The organism is Actinomycetospora endophytica, assembly GCF_021026375.1.
Classification (GTDB): domain Bacteria; phylum Actinomycetota; class Actinomycetes; order Mycobacteriales; family Pseudonocardiaceae; genus Actinomycetospora; species Actinomycetospora endophytica.
Window position 1 is genome coordinate 538,007 of sequence record NZ_JAJNDB010000005.1, and the last position, 16,489, is coordinate 554,495.

13 protein-coding genes are annotated in these 16,489 nt (G+C 74.7%); all 13 read right to left on the reverse strand.

The window, feature by feature from the left end; genetic code table 11:
- Positions 1–11 precede the first annotated feature (11 nt).
- The 13 genes from era to LQ327_RS23605 all read right to left on the reverse strand — a co-directional run bounded on the left by era (position 12) and on the right by LQ327_RS23605 (position 16,375).
- Entirely contained in the window at positions 12–905 is an 894-nt protein-coding gene (era, locus tag LQ327_RS23545) for a GTPase Era (protein ID WP_230738199.1), read from the reverse strand.
- On the reverse strand, positions 902–2,212 hold the full coding sequence (lhgD, locus tag LQ327_RS23550) for an L-2-hydroxyglutarate dehydrogenase (protein WP_230738200.1): 1,311 nt from the start codon (positions 2,210–2,212) through the stop codon (positions 902–904). The genes era and lhgD overlap by 4 nt, the downstream gene beginning before the upstream one ends.
- Entirely contained in the window at positions 2,205–3,596 is a 1,392-nt protein-coding gene (locus LQ327_RS23555) for a hemolysin family protein (protein ID WP_230738201.1), read from the reverse strand. The genes lhgD and LQ327_RS23555 overlap by 8 nt, the downstream gene beginning before the upstream one ends.
- Entirely contained in the window at positions 3,593–4,204 is a 612-nt protein-coding gene (gene ybeY / locus LQ327_RS23560; RefSeq protein WP_230738202.1) for an rRNA maturation RNase YbeY, read from the reverse strand. Before ybeY ends, LQ327_RS23555 begins: the two co-directional genes overlap by 4 nt.
- A 5-nt stretch (positions 4,205–4,209) precedes the next feature.
- Positions 4,210–5,283: a PhoH family protein gene (locus LQ327_RS23565; RefSeq protein ID WP_372460731.1), complete on the reverse strand. Its 1,074-nt coding sequence runs from the start codon at positions 5,281–5,283 to the stop codon at positions 4,210–4,212.
- Positions 5,284–5,398: 115 nt separating this feature from the next.
- Positions 5,399–7,081: an ABC-F family ATP-binding cassette domain-containing protein gene (locus LQ327_RS23570; RefSeq protein ID WP_230738204.1), complete on the reverse strand. Its 1,683-nt coding sequence runs from the start codon at positions 7,079–7,081 to the stop codon at positions 5,399–5,401.
- A 237-nt stretch (positions 7,082–7,318) separates the two neighbouring features.
- Positions 7,319–8,236 (reverse strand): alpha/beta hydrolase family protein, encoded by a 918-nt coding sequence (locus tag LQ327_RS23575; protein WP_230738205.1) that lies wholly within the window; start codon positions 8,234–8,236, stop codon positions 7,319–7,321.
- Positions 8,221–8,988 carry a 16S rRNA (uracil(1498)-N(3))-methyltransferase gene (locus tag LQ327_RS23580; protein ID WP_230738206.1) on the reverse strand — a complete coding sequence of 256 codons (768 nt, stop codon included), beginning with the start codon at positions 8,986–8,988 and terminating at the stop codon, positions 8,221–8,223. The genes LQ327_RS23575 and LQ327_RS23580 overlap by 16 nt, the downstream gene beginning before the upstream one ends.
- Positions 8,989–9,037: 49 nt before the next feature.
- Positions 9,038–10,204 (reverse strand): molecular chaperone DnaJ, encoded by a 1,167-nt coding sequence (gene dnaJ, locus LQ327_RS23585; RefSeq protein WP_230738207.1) that lies wholly within the window; start codon positions 10,202–10,204, stop codon positions 9,038–9,040.
- A gap of 81 nt (positions 10,205–10,285) precedes the next feature.
- Entirely contained in the window at positions 10,286–11,314 is a 1,029-nt protein-coding gene (gene hrcA / locus LQ327_RS23590; RefSeq protein WP_230738208.1) for a heat-inducible transcriptional repressor HrcA, read from the reverse strand.
- Positions 11,315–11,433: 119 nt separating this feature from the next.
- A complete protein-coding gene (locus LQ327_RS23595) occupies positions 11,434–13,053 on the reverse strand; it encodes a dynamin family protein (protein ID WP_230738209.1) in 1,620 nt (539 codons plus the stop codon).
- Entirely contained in the window at positions 13,050–15,146 is a 2,097-nt protein-coding gene (locus tag LQ327_RS23600) for a dynamin family protein (RefSeq protein ID WP_230738251.1), read from the reverse strand. The genes LQ327_RS23595 and LQ327_RS23600 overlap by 4 nt, the downstream gene beginning before the upstream one ends.
- 236 nt (positions 15,147–15,382) lie before the next feature.
- Positions 15,383–16,375, reverse strand: a complete 993-nt coding sequence (locus LQ327_RS23605; RefSeq protein WP_230738210.1) for an IniB N-terminal domain-containing protein — start codon at positions 16,373–16,375, stop codon at positions 15,383–15,385.
- Positions 16,376–16,489: the final 114 nt, after the last annotated feature.

Sequence of the window (16,489 nt, forward strand, 5' to 3'; positions counted from 1 at the left end):
CGGAGTCGCACCTAGAACCCCAGCTTCCGCAACTGCCGCGGGTCGCGCTGCCAGTCCTTGGCCACCTTGACGAACAGTTCGAGGTGGACCTTGGTGCCCAGCATCTTCTCGATCTGCTCCCGCGCCTGCGTCCCGACCTCCTTGAGCCGCGAGCCCCCGCGACCGATCACGATCGCCTTCTGGGACTGCCGCTCCACGAAGATCTCGGCGCGAATCTGCAGCGTCTTGCCCTCGATCATCTCCTCGACGACGACGGCGAGGGAGTGCGGCAGTTCGTCGCGGACGCCTTCCAGGGCCGCCTCGCGGACGAACTCCGCGATCATCGTCGTCTCCGGCTCGTCGGAGAGCTCGCCGTCGGGGTAGAGCGGCGGACCGGGCGGCATCTGCGCGAGCAGGAGATCGGCCAGCAGCTCGACCTGGTCACCCTTCGTGGCCGACACCGGGACGATCTCGGCGAACTCCGCGAGCTGCGAGAGCGCCATCAGCCGTTCCGCGATCTGGTCACGGCTGACGAGGTCGGTCTTGGTGAGGACCCCGACCACCGGTGTCCGGTCGGCGACCTTGCGCAGCTCGGAGATGATGAACTTGTCGCCGGGCCCGATCGCCTGGTCGGCGGGCACGCAGAACCCGATGACGTCGACCTCGGCCCACGTGGTGCGCACGACGTCGTTGAGCCGCTCGCCGAGCAGGGTCCGCGGCTTGTGCAGCCCCGGGGTGTCGACGAGCACCAGCTGCCCGTCCTCCCGGTGCACGATGCCGCGGATGGCGTGCCGCGTCGTCTGCGGGCGCGACGAGGTGATCGCGACCTTCTGCCCGACGATCGCGTTCGTCAGCGTCGACTTCCCGACGTTCGGCCGCCCGACGAAGCAGGCGAACCCGGAGCGGAACCCCTCGGGCCACGTCATGACGCGACGGCTCCGTCCGTCGACTTGCCCTCGAGCCGCGACACGATCTCCCGGCCGATCGGCAGCGCGGCCGTCGCGGCGGGCGAGGGCGCGTTGAGCACGTGCAGCACCGTCGGTTCGCCGTCACCGCCCGAGCCGTCCTGGACGAACAGGAAGTCGTCCACCAGTGCCCCGTCCGGGCGCACCGCCTGGGCGCGCACCCCGGCGCGGCGCATGACGTCGTGCGGGGGCTGCAGGTCGTCCGCCGTCGTCCCCGGCAGCATCTTCGACACCGCCTCCGCCATCGCCGCCTTCGACACGGACCGGTGCATCTCCCCCAGCCCGTAGCGCCACTGCTTCGCCGCGAGCGCGAGGAACCCGGGGTCGGTGAGCGTGCCGGCCAGCTCGCGGACCTTCAGCGTCCGCCAGTCGTAGCCCTCGCGGGCCAGCGCCAGGACCGCGTTCGGCCCCACGTGCACCGAACCGTCGACGCCCCGGGTGGCGTGCACGCCGAGGAACGGGAACGCCGGGTCGGGCACCGGGTAGACCAGTCCGCGCACCGCGTCGGCTTTCGGTCCGCGCAGGTCGGAGTACTCGCCGCGGAAGGGCACGATGCGCACGCCCGGATCGAACCCGGACGCGCGGGCGATCTCGTCGGAGCGCAGCCCCGCGCAGACCACGACCTGTCCGGCCAGCAGGTCGCCGGCATCGGTGTGCACGACGACGTCGGAGCGGCGCCGGACCGCGGAGCGCACCGCCCGCCCGGTGTGCAGCACCGCGCCCCGGGCCACGGCCAGCTCGGCGAGCCGGCGGGTGATCGCCTCGTAGTCGCAGATCCCGGTCGAGGGGACCCAGAGGCCGGCCACCGCCGAGACCGCCGGCTCCCGGTCGCGCACCCCGGCCGCGTCGAGCTCCTGCACCTCCACGCCGTTGGCGCGCCCGCGACGGACCAGCTCGGCCATCCGGCCCAGCTCGGACTCGTCGGTCGCCGCCACGACCTTGCCGCACTCGAGGTAGGGCAGGTCCTGCTCGGCGCAGAACGCCTTGGTCTCCGCGCAGCCCGCGACCGCCAGCCGCGCCTTGAGCGACCCGGGCGCGTAGTACAGCCCGGAGTGGATGACGTTGGAGTTCCGCCCGGTCTGGTGCGCCGCGAGCGACGACTCCCGCTCCACCAGCGCGACCGAGGTGTGGCCCGCGTCGAGCAGGGCGGTCACGACGGCGACGCCGACGATGCCGCCGCCGACGACGACCACGTCGTGGCGTGGGCTCGGCCCGGGCACCGACCACCCTCCCGGTTCCCCGGCCCCTGCGCGCGGCGCGTCAGCCACGGTGCTCCTCTCCCCGGGCTCCGACCAGCCCGACGTCGTGGGTGTCCTCGGCGTCCGACGGCCCGCCGTTCGCCTGCTCCTCGTCCGCCGGCGGGCTCGGGTCCCACACCAGCAGGGTCACGATCCGCATCCGGCCCCGGGCGTCCTCGCCGCCCTCGGCGCGCAGCCGCAGGCCGGCGACCTCGGCCTCCGCGCCGGGCAGCGGCACCCGTCCCAGGCGCTGGGCGAGCAGTCCGCCGACGGTGTCGACGTCCTCGGCGTCGAACTCGACGCCGACGGCCTCCTCGAGGTCCTCGACGGGCAGGCGCGCGGAGACGCGCAGCGACCCGTCGTCGAGACGTTCGAGCGGGCGGTGCTCGGCGGCGTCGTACTCGTCGGTGATCTCCCCGACGATCTCCTCGAGGATGTCCTCGATCGTCACCAGGCCCGCGATCCCGCCGTACTCGTCGACGACGAGCGCCATGTGGTTGCGGGTGCGCTGCATGTCGCGCAGCAGCTCGTCGGCCTGCTTGGAGTCCGGCACGAACGCCGCGGGGCGCATGATCTCGGCGACCGCGCCCGGGTGGTCGGCGGGCGTGCCGGACCGGTCGTTGGTGCGCGCGGTGGTGAACCGGACGAGGTCCTTGAGGTAGACGACGCCGACGGTGTCGTCCACGTTGTCGCCGATCACCGGGATGCGCGAGTAGCCCGAGCGCAGCGCCAGCGCGAGCGCCTGCCGGACCGACTTCTCGCGCTCGATCCACACCATCTCGGTGCGCGGGACCATCACCTCGCGCACGAGCGTGTCGTCGAGCTCGAACACCGACTGGATCATCGAGCGCTCGTCGTCGTCGACCAGGCCGCGCGCCCCGGCCATGTCGACCAGCTCCCGCAGCTCCACCTCGTGGCTGAACGGGCCCTCCCGGAACCCGCGCCCCGGGGTGATCGCGTTGCCGAGGAGGATCAGCAGGTTCGCCAGCGGGCCGAGCAGGCGCACCAGCGCGCGGATCGGCAGGGCGATGGCCAGGCCGATGCCGTAGGGGTGCTGCAGCCCGAGGGTGCGCGGGCCGACCCCGATCAGGACGTAGGACACGACGATCACGACGACGGCCGCGATGGTCACCGCCAGGCCGTCGATCACCACGAACTGCAGCGCCACGTACGCCCCGAGCACCGTCGCGACGGCCTCGCAGGACACCCGCAGCAACAGCACCAGGTTGAGGTGGCGCGGCTTGTCGGCCACCACCGTCGCCAGCGCCCGCGCCCCGGTCCGCTCCTCGCGCACCAGCTGGTCGACCCGGGCCGGCGACATCGTGGAGATCGCGGCGTCCGCGGCCGCGAAGACCCCGGCCAGCGGCACCAGCAGCAGCGCCGCGACCAGTTCGGCGACCTGGGCGCCGGTCACGACGGTTCCGGCCCGCCAGGGTCGCCGGTCGAGCTCCGCTGGGCGCCGTCTCCGGGGGATTCGCCGAGCCCGACGGTCCCGAGCAGCTTCGCGTCCGCCGCGCGCTGCCGTTCCAGGGTGAGTCGTTCCCGCTCGGCGCGGGCCCGCTCGGCCACCTCGGCGCGCCAGCCGGAGAGCAGCTCGCCCTGCAGGCCGAACATCTCCTTCTCCTCGTCCGGCTCGGCGTGGTCGTAGCCCAGCAGGTGCAGCACACCGTGCACGGTCAGCAGGTGCAGCTCGTCGTCGAGCGTGTGCCCGGCCGAGGTCGCCTGGTCCCGCGCGAACGCCGGGCACAGGACGATGTCGCCGAGCAGGCTCGGACCCGACGGCGGCGCGTCCGGCCGCTTGGCCGTGTCCAGCTCGTCCATCGGGAAGCTCATGACGTCGGTGGGGCCCGGCTCGTCGAGCCAGCGCTCGTGGAGCTCGGACATCGGCTCCAGCTCCACCAGCAGGATCGACAGCTCCGCCAGCGGGCTGACGCCCATCTGCTCCAGGGCGTAGCGGGCGACGTCGACGATCGGCGCCTCGTCGACGTCGACCCCGGACTCGTTCGCGATCTCGATGCTCATCGCGCTCAGCGTCCCCGGCGCTCGCGGCGGTTCTGCGGCGGCCCGTTCCGGGGCGCGTTCGGGACCGCCTTCGGTCCGCTGTTCCGCTCGTCCCACCGGCCGTACGCGTCGATGATGTCGGCGACGAGGCGGTGACGGACGACGTCGGCGCTGGTCAGCTCCGAGAAGTGCACGTCGTCGATCCCGTCGAGGATCTGGCGCACGACCTGCAGGCCCGAGGTCTGCCCACCCGGCAGGTCGACCTGGGTGATGTCACCCGTGACCACGATCTTCGAGCCGAAGCCCAGTCGCGTCAGGAACATCTTCATCTGCTCCGGCGTGGTGTTCTGCGCCTCGTCCAGAATGATGAACGCGTCGTTCAAACTGCGGCCACGCATGTAAGCCAAAGGGGCTATTTCAATAGTCCCTGCGGCCATCAGCTTCGGGACCGACTCCTGGTCGAGCATGTCGTGCAGCGCGTCGTAGAGCGGGCGCAGGTACGGGTCGATCTTCTCGGAGAGGCTGCCGGGCAGGAAGCCGAGCCGCTCCCCCGCCTCGACCGCCGGGCGCGTCAGGATGATCCGCGTGACCTGCTTGGCCTGCAGCGCCTGGACCGCCTTGGCCATGGCCAGGTAGGTCTTGCCGGTGCCGGCCGGGCCGATCCCGAAGACGATGGTGTTGACGTCGATCGCGTCGACGTAGCGCTTCTGGTTCAGCGTCTTCGGCCGGATGGTGCGCCCGCGCCGGGACAGGATGTCCAGGCTGAGCACCTCGGCCGGCGACGGGCCCTCCGCCTCGGAGAGCATCCGCACCGTGCGGCGCACCGCGTCGGGGTCGATCTGCTGGCCGCGGCTGGCGAGCACGACGAGCTCGGCGAACACCCGCTCCGCGAACCCGACGTCGGCCGGGTCTCCCGTGAGCGTGAGCTCGTTGCCGCGGACGTGGACATCGGCGTCGAGCAGGCCCTCGGCCTCGCGGAGGTTCTCGTCGCGCTTGCCGAGCAGCGCCAGCAGGGCGGACTCGGGGACGACGATGCGCGACTCGCCGGACGTGGTCGCGCTCCCGGTGGCGGGGTCTGGCGTGGGTCCCTGGCCGGTCACGTGCAGATCGGTCCTGCTTCCTGCCTGGGAGCGTCGGCTCCCCGCGTCGTTGTTGCCGGTGCCCACGACGACGCTCATGCCCGCCCCGGAACCGGTCTCTGCCTCTCCCGACACTCTAGCGCTCCCCCCTGACACCGTTCTGCCCGCGTGAGGTGGGCACGGCGCCCCCGAGTGCGAGCGTCGGACCCTCCCAGCGGGCCCGCAGCCAGCGGTCGTGCGAGGTGACGATCACCGTGCCCGCGGCCTGCCCGAGCGCCTCCTCGAGCTCGGAGGCCAACCACAGCGAGACGTGGTTGGTCGGCTCGTCGAGCAGCAGCAGGTCGGGCCCCGTCGCGACGGCGACCGCCAGCGCCAGCCGCCGACGCTGCCCCACCGACAGCGCCCCGACCGCGGTCCCGTGATCACGTGGGTGGAGCAGACCGAGGGTGCGCAGGGGCACGTCCTCGGCCGTCGTCGGGCCGACCAGTGCCGCGTAGGCGGCACCGGCCGCCCGGTCGGACGGCCCGACGTCGGGATCCTGCTCGACGAACGCGACGCGTCGCGCCCCGACGTCCACCCGCCCGGCGTCGGGCGTCAGGACCCCGGCGAGGACGGCGAGCAGCGTCGACTTCCCCGACCCGTTCGGCCCGGTGACCAGCAGCTTCTCCCCCGCCGGGACGTCCAGCACGTCGACCGTCACCCGCGGCGGCGCGCCCGGTGCCCCGTCCACGCGCAGGTCCCGGACGGTCACCGCGAGCCCGCTGGGGGCCTCGCTGGTCAGGCCGCCGCGGAGCTCCAGCGGCGCCGGCGGCTTCGGCAGCGCCTCCCGCTCGGCCGTCTCGAGGCGGCGCTCGGCGTCGTGCACCCGCCGCGCCCGCGCCCGCTCGACGTTCGCGCCCTTGAAGGCGTGGATGAACTTGTCGTTGTCGGTGGGGCCCCGTCCGGCGGCGACCGAGCGCAGGTCGGCCCGGGTCCGCTCCCGCAGCCGGTCGATCTCCTCCTGCTGCGCGGCCCAGGTCTCCTCCCAGCGCCGACGGGTGCGGGCCTGCTCGTCGAGGTATGCCGTGAACGACCCGCCGAACCGGCGCCCGCCATGCCCGTCGGTGCCGAGCGCCCCGGCGTCGAGGTCGACCAGCTCGGTGGCGACGCGATCGAGGAACGTCCGGTCATGGCTCGCCGCCACGACGACGCCGGGCATCTCGACCAGCGAGCGCTCGAGCAGGTCGAGGGCCTCGTCGTCGAGGTGGTTGGTCGGCTCGTCGAGCAGCAGGCACGCCGGCCGCCGGACGAGCGCCGCCGCGAGCGCGAGGCGGGTGCGCTGGCCGCCGGAGAGCGTGGCGACCGGCCGCGCCCGGTCCAGGGTCCCGACGCCGAGGGTGGTCGCGGTGATCTCGGCCCTGCGGTCGGCGTCCCAGGCGTCGTGGGTGATCGCCCACTGGAGGACGCGGTCGTACTCCGCGGCGATGTCTTCACCGGCCGCCATCCGGTCGGCGAGGTGCTCCAGTTCGGCGACCGCGTCGTGCAGCGCGCGCAGGGCGTCGTCGAGGAGCCGGCCGACGGTGCCGGCGCCCCCGATCTCCGGTTCCTGCGGGAGGTACACGACGTCGTCCGGGACCTGCACCGACCCGGCGTCGGGACGATCGCGGCCGGCGAGCAGGCGCAGCAGCGTGGACTTGCCGGTGCCGTTCTCGCCGATCAGGCCGACGTGGGTCCCGGGTGCGGCGACGAGGTCGACGCCGTCGAGGCACGGCCGGGCGGCGAAGGTGCGCGTCAGGCCGTGGGCGACCAGCGGCGCGAGGGCGGTGGCGGGGGCTGACATGGGCGACGTCTCCGGAGGCGGAGCGAGGACCACGGCGGGCGCGCGGAAGGGCCACGGCCGTGGTCAGGACGTCGTCAGAGCTCCATGATGTTCGCCGACGATACCGGGTGGAGACGGATGGTCAACGGGATTTCCCGGACGAGGCCCGTCCGGAGAAGCCCCGTCCGGGACGAACGACTCGTTCGTGGCGTCTACGTGCACGAACGACTCGTTCGTCCCTTGCGGCGGAGAGGACGATCAGCGCAGGAGCGCGAGCACCTCGTCGCGCACCGCCGCCCAGGCCGGGTCGGCGGGGTCGATGAGTCGGAAGTGGTCGGCGCCGTCGAGCATCCGCAGCCGGGCCTGACCGTGCGCGGCGAGGGCGGCGTCGACGTAGCGGCGGCTCTGGTCGGGTGGGACGGTGACGTCGGCGGTGCCGTGGACCGCCACGACGGGGCAGGGCGCGGGGACGAGCGCGGCGGGCGAGGCGATCGCGTACCGGCCCGCCGAGCAGGTCGGTGGCCCGCCGAGCAGGTCGACGACCGCGCCGCCGCCGAGCCCCTGTTCCGCGCCGGCGACGAGGTCGAGCACCCCGGCCTGCGCGACCACCCCGCGCGCGGACACCCGGGGTCCCGCACCAGGAGCACCGACCGGCAACCGCGACCGCGACCCCGCCCAGGCCGCGAGCTGACCGCCGGCGGAGTGCCCCAGCAGCACGACGCGATCGAGGTCGAGCGCCCGCCCGGCCTGCCGCGCCTCGTCGGACGCCGCCCCGGCGAGCAGGTCGACGGCGGTCGCGACGTCGTCCAACGTCGTCGGGAACCCGCCCCCGGCGCCGATGCGCCGGTACTCGACGTTGAGCGCGGCGACCCCGGCGTTGGTGAGGTCGACCGCGAGCGGGGTGCCCAGCTCCAGGCCGTACTGCGCGCGCCAGTAGCCGCCGTGCAGCACGACGACGACCGGCAATGGGCCGCCGCCACCGGACGAGCGCTCGGGCGGCAGGTGGAGGTCGGCGAACTGCGAGGGGTCGGGGCCGAAGGTCAGTCGGCGCGGTTCCGGGGTGCCCGGGCGCGCCGCCGGGGTGGCTCCGCCGGGTCCGGAGCAGGCGGCGAGCAGGCCGGCCGCGGCGGTGAGCGTGGTGAGCATCGAGCGGCGGGTCATCACCGCGAGGTCCACCGGGCGGTCCGGACCCCGAGGGCACCGAGCGCGACGGCGCCCGCGGTGGAGGTGCGGAGCACGTCGGGGCCGAGGCGGACCGGGACGGCGCCCGCATCCGCGAGCCGAGCGGCCTCGGTGTCGGTGACCCCGCCCTCGGGCCCGACGACGAGGACGACCTCGCCCGCCTCGGGCAGCGCGACGGTCGCGAGGGACTCGTCGGCTCCGGCCTCGAGGAGCAGCGTCGTCGTGCCACCGAGACGGCGGGCCAGCTGCGGCGTCGTCACCGGCTCCTCGACGTGCGGAATCCGGGCGCGGCGAGCCTGCTTGGCCGCCTCCGTGGCGGTGGAGCGCCAGCGGGCCAGGGCCTTGGCGCCGCGCGGCCCGTCGTCCCAGCGGGTCACGCAGCGCTCGGCCCGCCAGGGCACGACGGCGTCGACCCCGGCCTCCGTCGCCAGTTCGACGGCGAGCTCGCCGCGGTCGCCCTTGGCCAGGGCCTGGGCGAGGGTGATCGTCACGGCGGGGGGTTCGTCGTGGCGGTGCTCCCGGATCGTCGCGGTGACGTGGCCCTTGGCGACGGCGGTGACCTCGGCGCGGGCTCGTGTGCCCGCCCCGTCGCCGAGCAGGATCATCTCGCCGGGCGTGACCCGCTTGACGTCGGCGGCGTGGCGGCCCTCGGCGCCGTCGAGGACGACCTCGCCCGCGCCCGGCACCGCGTCGAGCAGGAACAGCGCCGGGCGGGACCAGGCGAGCGCGCGAGGATGTGGCGTCACTGACGTCCAGTGTCAGCGGTGCCGCATCGCTGACACGGGGACCGCAAGATCACCGACCCCGACCCGCCGTCTTCCGCCGCCCCCACAGCCCGTTGCGCGCCTGCCCCCAGTACTCGGGCTGCTCCTCGCCGCGCAGCGAGGCGAGCTCGCGGAGCAGCTCGGTCTGGCGGGTGTCGAGCTTCTCGGGGACCCCGACGTCGAGGTGGACCAGCAGGTCGCCGCGGCCGTCGGTGCGCCCGGAGGAACGCAGCCGGGGCATCCCTTTGCCGCGCAGCGTGTAGACGGTGCCGGGCTGGGTGCCCGGGTCGACGTGCAGCTCCTCGTCGCCCTCGAGCGTGCGCTGGCGCAGCGTGGTGCCGAGCGCGGCCGCCGTCATCGGCAGCGTCACGTGGCAGTGCAGGTCGACGCCGTCGCGCTCGAAGTACTCGTGCGGCTCCTCGGAGACCTCGACGTAGAGGTTGCCCGCCGGGCCGCCGCCGGGGCCGACCTCGCCCTGGCCGGCCATCCGGATGCGCATCCCGTCGCCGACGCCGGGCGGGACCTGCACCGTGACCGTGCGCCGGGCGCGGACGCGGCCGTCGCCGCCGCACTGCTGGCACGGGTTGGGGATGATCTCGCCGAGCCCACGGCAGACCGGGCAGGGCCGCGCGGTGACGACCTGGCCGATGAACGACCGCTGCACGTTCTGGATCTCGCCGCGGCCGCCGCAGGTGTCACAGGGGACCGGCTGCGAGCCGGCCTCGGCGCCGCCGCCCTCGCAGCGCTCGCAGAGCACCGCGGTGTCGACGGTGAGCTCCCGCGCGACCCCGGCCGCGCAGTCCTCGAGGGTGAGGTCGATGCGGATCAGCGCGTCCTCGCCGGGCTGCACCCGGCCACGCGGGCCGCGCCCGGAGCCGCCGCCCGCCGCGCCGAAGAACGCGTCCATGATGTCGCCGAGGCCGCCGAAGCCCGCCCCGCCGAAGCCGCTCGCGCCGCCGAAACCGCCGCCGCCGCCGCCGCCCGCGGTGGCCAGCGGGTCGCCGCCGAGGTCGACGATGCGGCGCTTCTCGGGGTCGGAGAGCACCTCGTAGGCGCTCTTGACCTGCTGGAAGCGCTCGGCGGCCTCGGGGTTCACGTCGGGGTGGAGCTCACGGGCGAGCTTGCGGTACGCCCGGCGGATCTCCGCTTCGTCGGCCTCCCGGCTCACGCCGAGGATGTCGTAGTAGTCCGTGGCCACGCTGGTGTGTCCTCGTCGTCCTTCGTCGTCGTACGGGCGTTCGGGGCGCCCCGGGGAACGGTGCAGGGATGGAAGCCGCCGTCAGCGCCCTCCCACGATCTCCCCCACGTAGCGCGCGACGGCCCGGACCGCCGCGATGGTGCTGGGGTAGTCCATCCGGGTCGGTCCGACGACACCCATGCCGCCGAGGGCCGCACCCGGGGTGGAGAGGGGCCCGTAACCGATGGAGACGGTGGAGGTCGCCCACATCTCCTCGGCCTCGTTCTCCTCGCCGATGCGCACGGTGACCTGCGCCGGATCGTCCGCCGCCGTGAGCAGGCGCAGCACCACCACCTGCTCCTCGAGGGCCTCGAGCACGCCGCGCAGTGAGGTCGCGTCGCCGCCCTGACGGGCCAGGTTGGCGGTGCCGCCGAGCACGAGGCGCTCCTCGGGGTGCTCGACCAGCGACTCCACCAGCACCGAGGCCAGCGTCGTCATGACGGCCCGCAGGTGGTTCGGGCCCTCCTCCGGCAACGCCGCCACCCGGGCGGCGGCCGTGGTCAGCTGCTGTCCGACGAGCACGGTGTTCAGCAGGGCGCGCAGCCGGGCGACGTCGTCGTCGGTGAGCACGTCCCCGAGGTCGACGACGCGCTGGTCCACGCGCCCGGTGTCGGTGATCAGCACGAGCATCAGCCGGGCCGGGGTGAGCGGGACGACCTCGAGGTGGCGCACCGTGGAGCGGGAGAGCGTCGGGTACTGCACCACCGCGACCTGCCGGGTGAGCTGCGCGAGCAGCCGCACGCTGCGGCGCAGGACGTCGTCGAGGTCGACCGCGCCGTCGAGGAACGTCGCGATGGCCTTCTTCTCCGCGGCGGAGAGCGGCTTGATCTGGGAGAGGCGATCGACGAAGAGGCGGTAGCCCTTGTCGGTCGGTATCCGGCCGGCGCTGGTGTGCGGCTGGATGATGTAGCCCTCGTCCTCCAACGCCGCCATGTCGTTGCGGACGGTGGCGGAGGAGACCCCGAGGTTGTGCCGGTCGACGATGGCCTTCGACCCGACCGGCTCGTTGGTCGCCACGAAGTCCGCGACGATCGCGCGCAGTACCGCTATGCGGCGTTCCTCGGAGTTCATCGTCGTCGGACCTCCTCCCGAACGGCTCGTTCGAACCCGACACTCCATCGTAGGCGAGACGACGACGCCGGGTCGGAGGTGTGTGAGTCCGGTCCGCTCAGGTTTCGGCGTCGTCCGGTCTAGGTGACTCCGACGGGTCCCGGATGCCCCGCGAGCAGGCCCTCGACACTGCGCACCACGACGCGGGCCGTCTCGGTGGTGTCCCGGTCGGCGAGCGGGTTGTCGGCGTGGGCGCGCCACCGGCCGAGAGTGGCGAGTGCCACGGCCCGCAGCTCGCCCTGCCCGACCCCGTCGTCGAGCCCGAGCCGCGCCGACGCCGACGGGCCGCGGTCGCCGAGCAGGCGCTCGGCCTCCTCGGTGAGCTCCGCGTCGCGGGCGGCGTCGCGGCGCCCGGGCGCGGCGAGCGGGCGGCGGCGCAGCGTCGTCAGCAGATCCAGTTCGACGATCTCGTGGGCGCTCGAGCGCACCCGTTCCAGTTCGGCGGCGAGCGCGGTCACCGCGGCGGGCGAGGGACCCGGGCGGGGTCCGCCGCCGCGCGGGACCGGCGAGGGACGGCGGTCGGCGTCGACCGGCTCCTCGGCGCGGGCACGGCGGACGAGCCGATCGACGGCGAGCAGCGCGGCGCGGGCCTGGAACACGTCACGGCGGGCCAGGAAGCGCTCGGCCAGCACGGCGCGCAGCTCGTCGAGGCCGCTGCGGCGGCCCAGCTCGGCCGCCAGCGCGGAGGAGTCCTCGACGCCGCGGCGCAGCAGCGAGGTCGCGAGCCGGACCCCGAAGAGCCCGAACCGGTCGAGCAGCGCCAGCCGCGTCCCCTCGGGCAGTCCCGCGGCGTCGCCCGCCGAGCCCGCGGCCACGAACCGGTCGGCGGTCAGGAGCTGCTCGTCGAGCTCGGCGCGCTCGAGCCGGGCCAGTGCACGCAGCGCGGTGAACTCGACGCCGCGCAGGGTGCGGGCGGTCTCGGCGAGCAGCCCGGCCACCGTCGTCGTCGTGGCGCACCACGGGCGCAACGTCGGGTCGGTGCGGTAGCGGCGGGCGACCTGACCGGCGGCCATGACCGCGTCGACCCGACCGCCGCCGACCTCGTCCGCCCGCGACAGGACGACGAGCGTCCCCGCCGCGCCGACCCCGGCGGCCACCCGGTCGCCGTAGGCCTCGAGGAACGCGACGTCGGGTTCGTGCAGGTGGCGGACGAGGTGGACGACGACGTCGGCGCCCCACCCGCCGTGCTCGTCGTCGCCGGCGCCGTCGTTGCCGTGCCAGACCCAGGGTCGCGGCCGGCCCTCCAGCGCGGCCGAGTCGACGCCCGGGGTGTCGACGAGGGTGACCTCGCGCAGGTGCTGCGAGGGCCAGTCGACGTGCAGGGCGGCGACGCGGTCGACGGCGATGCGGTCCAGCTCGAGCACGAGCGAACCGCGCCGGTGCAGGGCGGGCAGCTCGACGGGGTCGTCCGGGCGACGCCCACCGCGGTAGACCACGCCGATGCGGGGGCTGGCGGCGTCGGCGTAGTGGGTGACCAGGCGGGTGCACTCCCCCACGCCGGTCGGCGCGATCTGCTCGCCGACCAGGGCGTTGAGCAGCGTCGACTTCCCCGACTTCACCGACCCGGCCAGCGCCACCCGCAGCGGCCCGCCGAGCCGGTCGGTGTGCGCCTCGAGCACCGCGAGCGCGTCGGGATCGCGGCCGAACACCCCGGCGGCGTGCTCGAGCACCCCGCGCGCGTCGTCGAGCAGCCCGCTCACGGGGCGGCCGTCGCGGCGTAGGTCCGGCCCGGTTCTGAGCGAGGGGGCCCTTCGCTCGATCTATCCGGACGAGGACGCCCTTCGCCCGATCCGGCCGGGTGCCCGGGTTCTGAGCGAAGGTGCCCCCCGCTCGATCTATTCGAGCGAAGGTGCCCTTCGCTCAGATCCGACGTGCCGAACCCCGCCCGGCAGGCCGCCACCCGCTCCGCCAGCAGGTCGACCCGCCCGAGCTCGGCGCGCACGTCCCGCAGCCGCCGCTCCTGACTGCCGGTCGCGATCTCCTGCGCCGCCGCGGCCGCCGTCACCGCCTCCGCGACCGAGCGCGCGAGCGTCTCGGCCTGCCCGGTGAAGTGGTCGCGGAGCAGGCGCTGGACGTCGCGCAGCAGGTCGCGCGAGCGCTTGCCCGCGAGGTGCAGGACCTCCTCGGCGTGCCGGCGGACCGCCTGCTTCGCCTCGGCCCGACGGCGCTGCAGCGCGCGCTTGCGCTCGTCCCGGATCGTCTTGGACCCGAGCAGCACCCCGGCGCCGATCGAGAACGGGTTGATCAGCGCGAGCCCGGACAGCGTCGTCACCATCCCGACCATGAGCACCCCGCCGTAGGACCCGCGCATCCCGACGACGACGCCGTTGGCGAACCCGATGCGCTCCAGGTCGGGCACGTCGATCCCGGGCACGTCCGGGAGCTCGGCGCGCACCAGCATCCCGCCCGGCATCGTCTGCTCGACCCGGCTCTCGTCGCAGACCCCGGCGTGCACGAGCGCCCCACCGGCGCCGCCCGGGAGCCGCCCCCGGACGTCGTCGCCGGAGAGCGCGAAGTGCTCGGCCACCCGCTCGGAGAGCCGCCACGTGCGCTCCCCGGCCCACACGAACGTCGTCGCGACCGCCTCCCCCACCTCCTCGGTGAGCCACGGCGCGAAGGTGTCCCAGGAGGCGCCGGGGTCGGCGGCGTCGAGGGCCTCCTCGGCGGCGCGGACGACGTGGCGCATCCGGTCGCGCAGGTCCCAGTCGATGTCCGAGACGAGGTCGGAGACGCCGTCGGCGAGGGTCTGCTGCCAGCGGGCGCTGCGTTCCTTGAGCTCGGCGGCGCGGTCGCGGGCTGCGGTGAGGTCGGCGGCGACCTCGCGGGCGCGCTCGGGATCCTCGAGCCCGACCCGCTCGGCCTCCAGCGCCGCCCCGAGCTCCGCGACGGCGCCCGCGACCTGGTCGAGGACGCCGACGGCCAGGCGCGCGCCGGCCGGGTCGCCGACCCGCTCGCGCAGCCGCGCGGCGAGCGCGGGCACGCCGGACTCCCGGGCGACGGCGTCGGCCGCGGGCTCGGCACGTTCGGCCAGCCGGCGCGCGTGCGAGGCGAGCGTCGCCGAGACCGGGAGCACGTCGACGTCGAGGCCGTGCGCGGCGAGGTGGTGACGGTCGAGGTCACGGACCTCACGCCACCGGGGGTGCAGGTCGACCTTGGACAGCGCGACGACGACCGTCGCGCACTGCTCGGTCGCCGCGCGGACCAGCGCGATCTCGGGCGCGGTGAGCTCGCGGGAGGCGTCGCTGACCACGACGGCCGCGTCCGCCTCCGGGAAACCCGCCCGGACCGCGAGCCCGCGGGCCGAACGGGGGCCGCCCTCGCCGGGGGTGTCGACGAGGACGAGCCCGTCGGCCGCGAGCCCGCCCGGGACGGTGACCTCCGCGGCGGTCCACGCCTCGCCGTCGTCGTCGGCGCCGCCGGTGACGGCCCGGGTGAGGTCGGCCGAGGTGATCGGCCGGCGGATCTCGGCGCCGTCGGCGTCGGTGCCGACGAGGGTCGCGGTCGTCGTCTCCGCGTGCCGCACGACCGTCGGGAGCCGGGTGGCCACGTCGTCGTGGACCGGGCACACCGGCACGCCGACCAGTTCCCCGACGAGCGCGCTCTTGCCCTGCTTGAAGTCGCCGACGACGAGGACGCGGGCGCCGGTGTCGGCGAGCCGGTCGTGGGCGAGGTCGAGCGTGGCCGCGATGTCGGGGCGGCCGTAGGCGGTCGCGGCCCGCACGGCCAGCGCGGTGACGGCGCGGGCCTCCTCGCGATCCGCTGCGAGCCGGCTGTCCCCGGCGCCCATCTGCATGCTCACGCGCCACCCCCCGTCCTCGATGCCATCCCCTCATCGCGACTAATGGGCTAGCGCGTTAGCCCGTTCAGCCGTGTATAGGACGATAACCGCGGAGCGCGATCCCGGGCGCCCGCTCGATCCGGCGCGGTCGGTGGACGGTGCACCCGTTCGGGCCTGCGGCCCATGTGCGTGCGTTTCCGTGCTCTGACACGGAAACGCACGCACAGGTGCCGGAGGCACGAACAGGGAGGTCAGTGCACCGCGACCTCGTGGGTGGGCTGGGCCTCGTGCGCGGCCAGGGCGTCGTCGACGTGGGTCTCCGGCGCGGCGTCGTGGGCGAAGAGCGGCCCGGCGTCGTTGCTGCCGGCGTCCGCGTCACTGGCGCCGGTCGAGGTGGCGTCGTGGGTGGAGTTGTCGGTGTTGCCGCTGTGGCTGGTGTCGGTCGCCGTCGCGGTGTGGGTGGAGTTGTCCGACTGGTCGTGGGTGGGGGTGACCGCCGCGGTGCCGGAGCCCGAGGCCGAGTCGCCCGAGCCGAACGAGGTGGCCGCGGAGTCCTGCTCGGTGCCGGTGGCCGGGTCGGTCAGCGAGACCGCGCCGCCGTGGGAGGCGCCGACCGAGCCGCCGACGCTGGTGGCGTCGCCCGCCCCGAAGGACGCGGTGCCGTCGTGGTTGACCTGGTTGGCGTCGCCGGCCACCGACCCGGTGCCGGTCGCGACCGGGGCGGCCAGGTTCCCGCCGACGGCCACGGCGCCGTCGCCCGAGGCGACCTGCGGGTGGGTGTCGACGGTGGTCGTGACGTCGCCGTTCGCGATGATGTGCTGGTCGAGCGCGGTCGTGAACGTCGTGTCGTGCGAGTCGAACGAGTAGTTGTTCGTGGTCCAGTTCAGGTGCGAGATCACCTTGTCGACCTCCGGCCCGTGGTGCGCCGGGACCGGGGCGGGGCTCCAGTGGTGGGCCGGCTCGTGGTGCCCGCCGTGGTTCCAGTGGTGCCCGGGGTCGGAGACGACCGCGGCGGTGGACGCGGTGCCGGCGCGCACGTCGTCGTCGTACCGGGCGGCGACGGCGGCCGGGGCGTGGTCCATGACCAGCGGCAGCGCGTCGCGGACGTCGGCGAAGCAGAGGTTGTCGAGGCCGGCCGAGGCGAGGGTGCCGTGCGGGTCGGCGGCGAAGGCGGCCTGGGCGTTCGGGTCGCGCAGCAGGTCGAGCAGGAACTGCAGGATCGTCTTGGCCTCGGTGACGGGCATCGTGGTGGCTCCTCGGTGAGCAATTCTTCGGCTCTCCGGAGCAGGTGGCTCCGGCGTTGGGATGAACGCTAAGGACGCCGACCGGCGCTGCCATCGGTGTTCTCCCCGCGACCA

Bases quoted from the DNA above. Each gene is read 5' to 3' on its own strand.
- era (WP_230738199.1), bottom strand. From the start codon at position 905: ATGACGTGGCCCGAGGGGTTCCGCTCCGGGTTCGCCTGCTTCGTCGGG.
- ybeY (WP_230738202.1), bottom strand. From the start codon at position 4,204: ATGAGCATCGAGATCGCGAACGAGTCCGGGGTCGACGTCGACGAGGCG.
- LQ327_RS23570 (WP_230738204.1), bottom strand. From the start codon at position 7,081: ATGTCAGCCCCCGCCACCGCCCTCGCGCCGCTGGTCGCCCACGGCCTG.
- hrcA (WP_230738208.1), bottom strand. From the start codon at position 11,314: ATGAACTCCGAGGAACGCCGCATAGCGGTACTGCGCGCGATCGTCGCG.
- LQ327_RS23600 (WP_230738251.1), bottom strand. From the start codon at position 15,146: ATGCAGATGGGCGCCGGGGACAGCCGGCTCGCAGCGGATCGCGAGGAG.
- LQ327_RS23605 (WP_230738210.1), bottom strand. From the start codon at position 16,375: ATGCCCGTCACCGAGGCCAAGACGATCCTGCAGTTCCTGCTCGACCTG.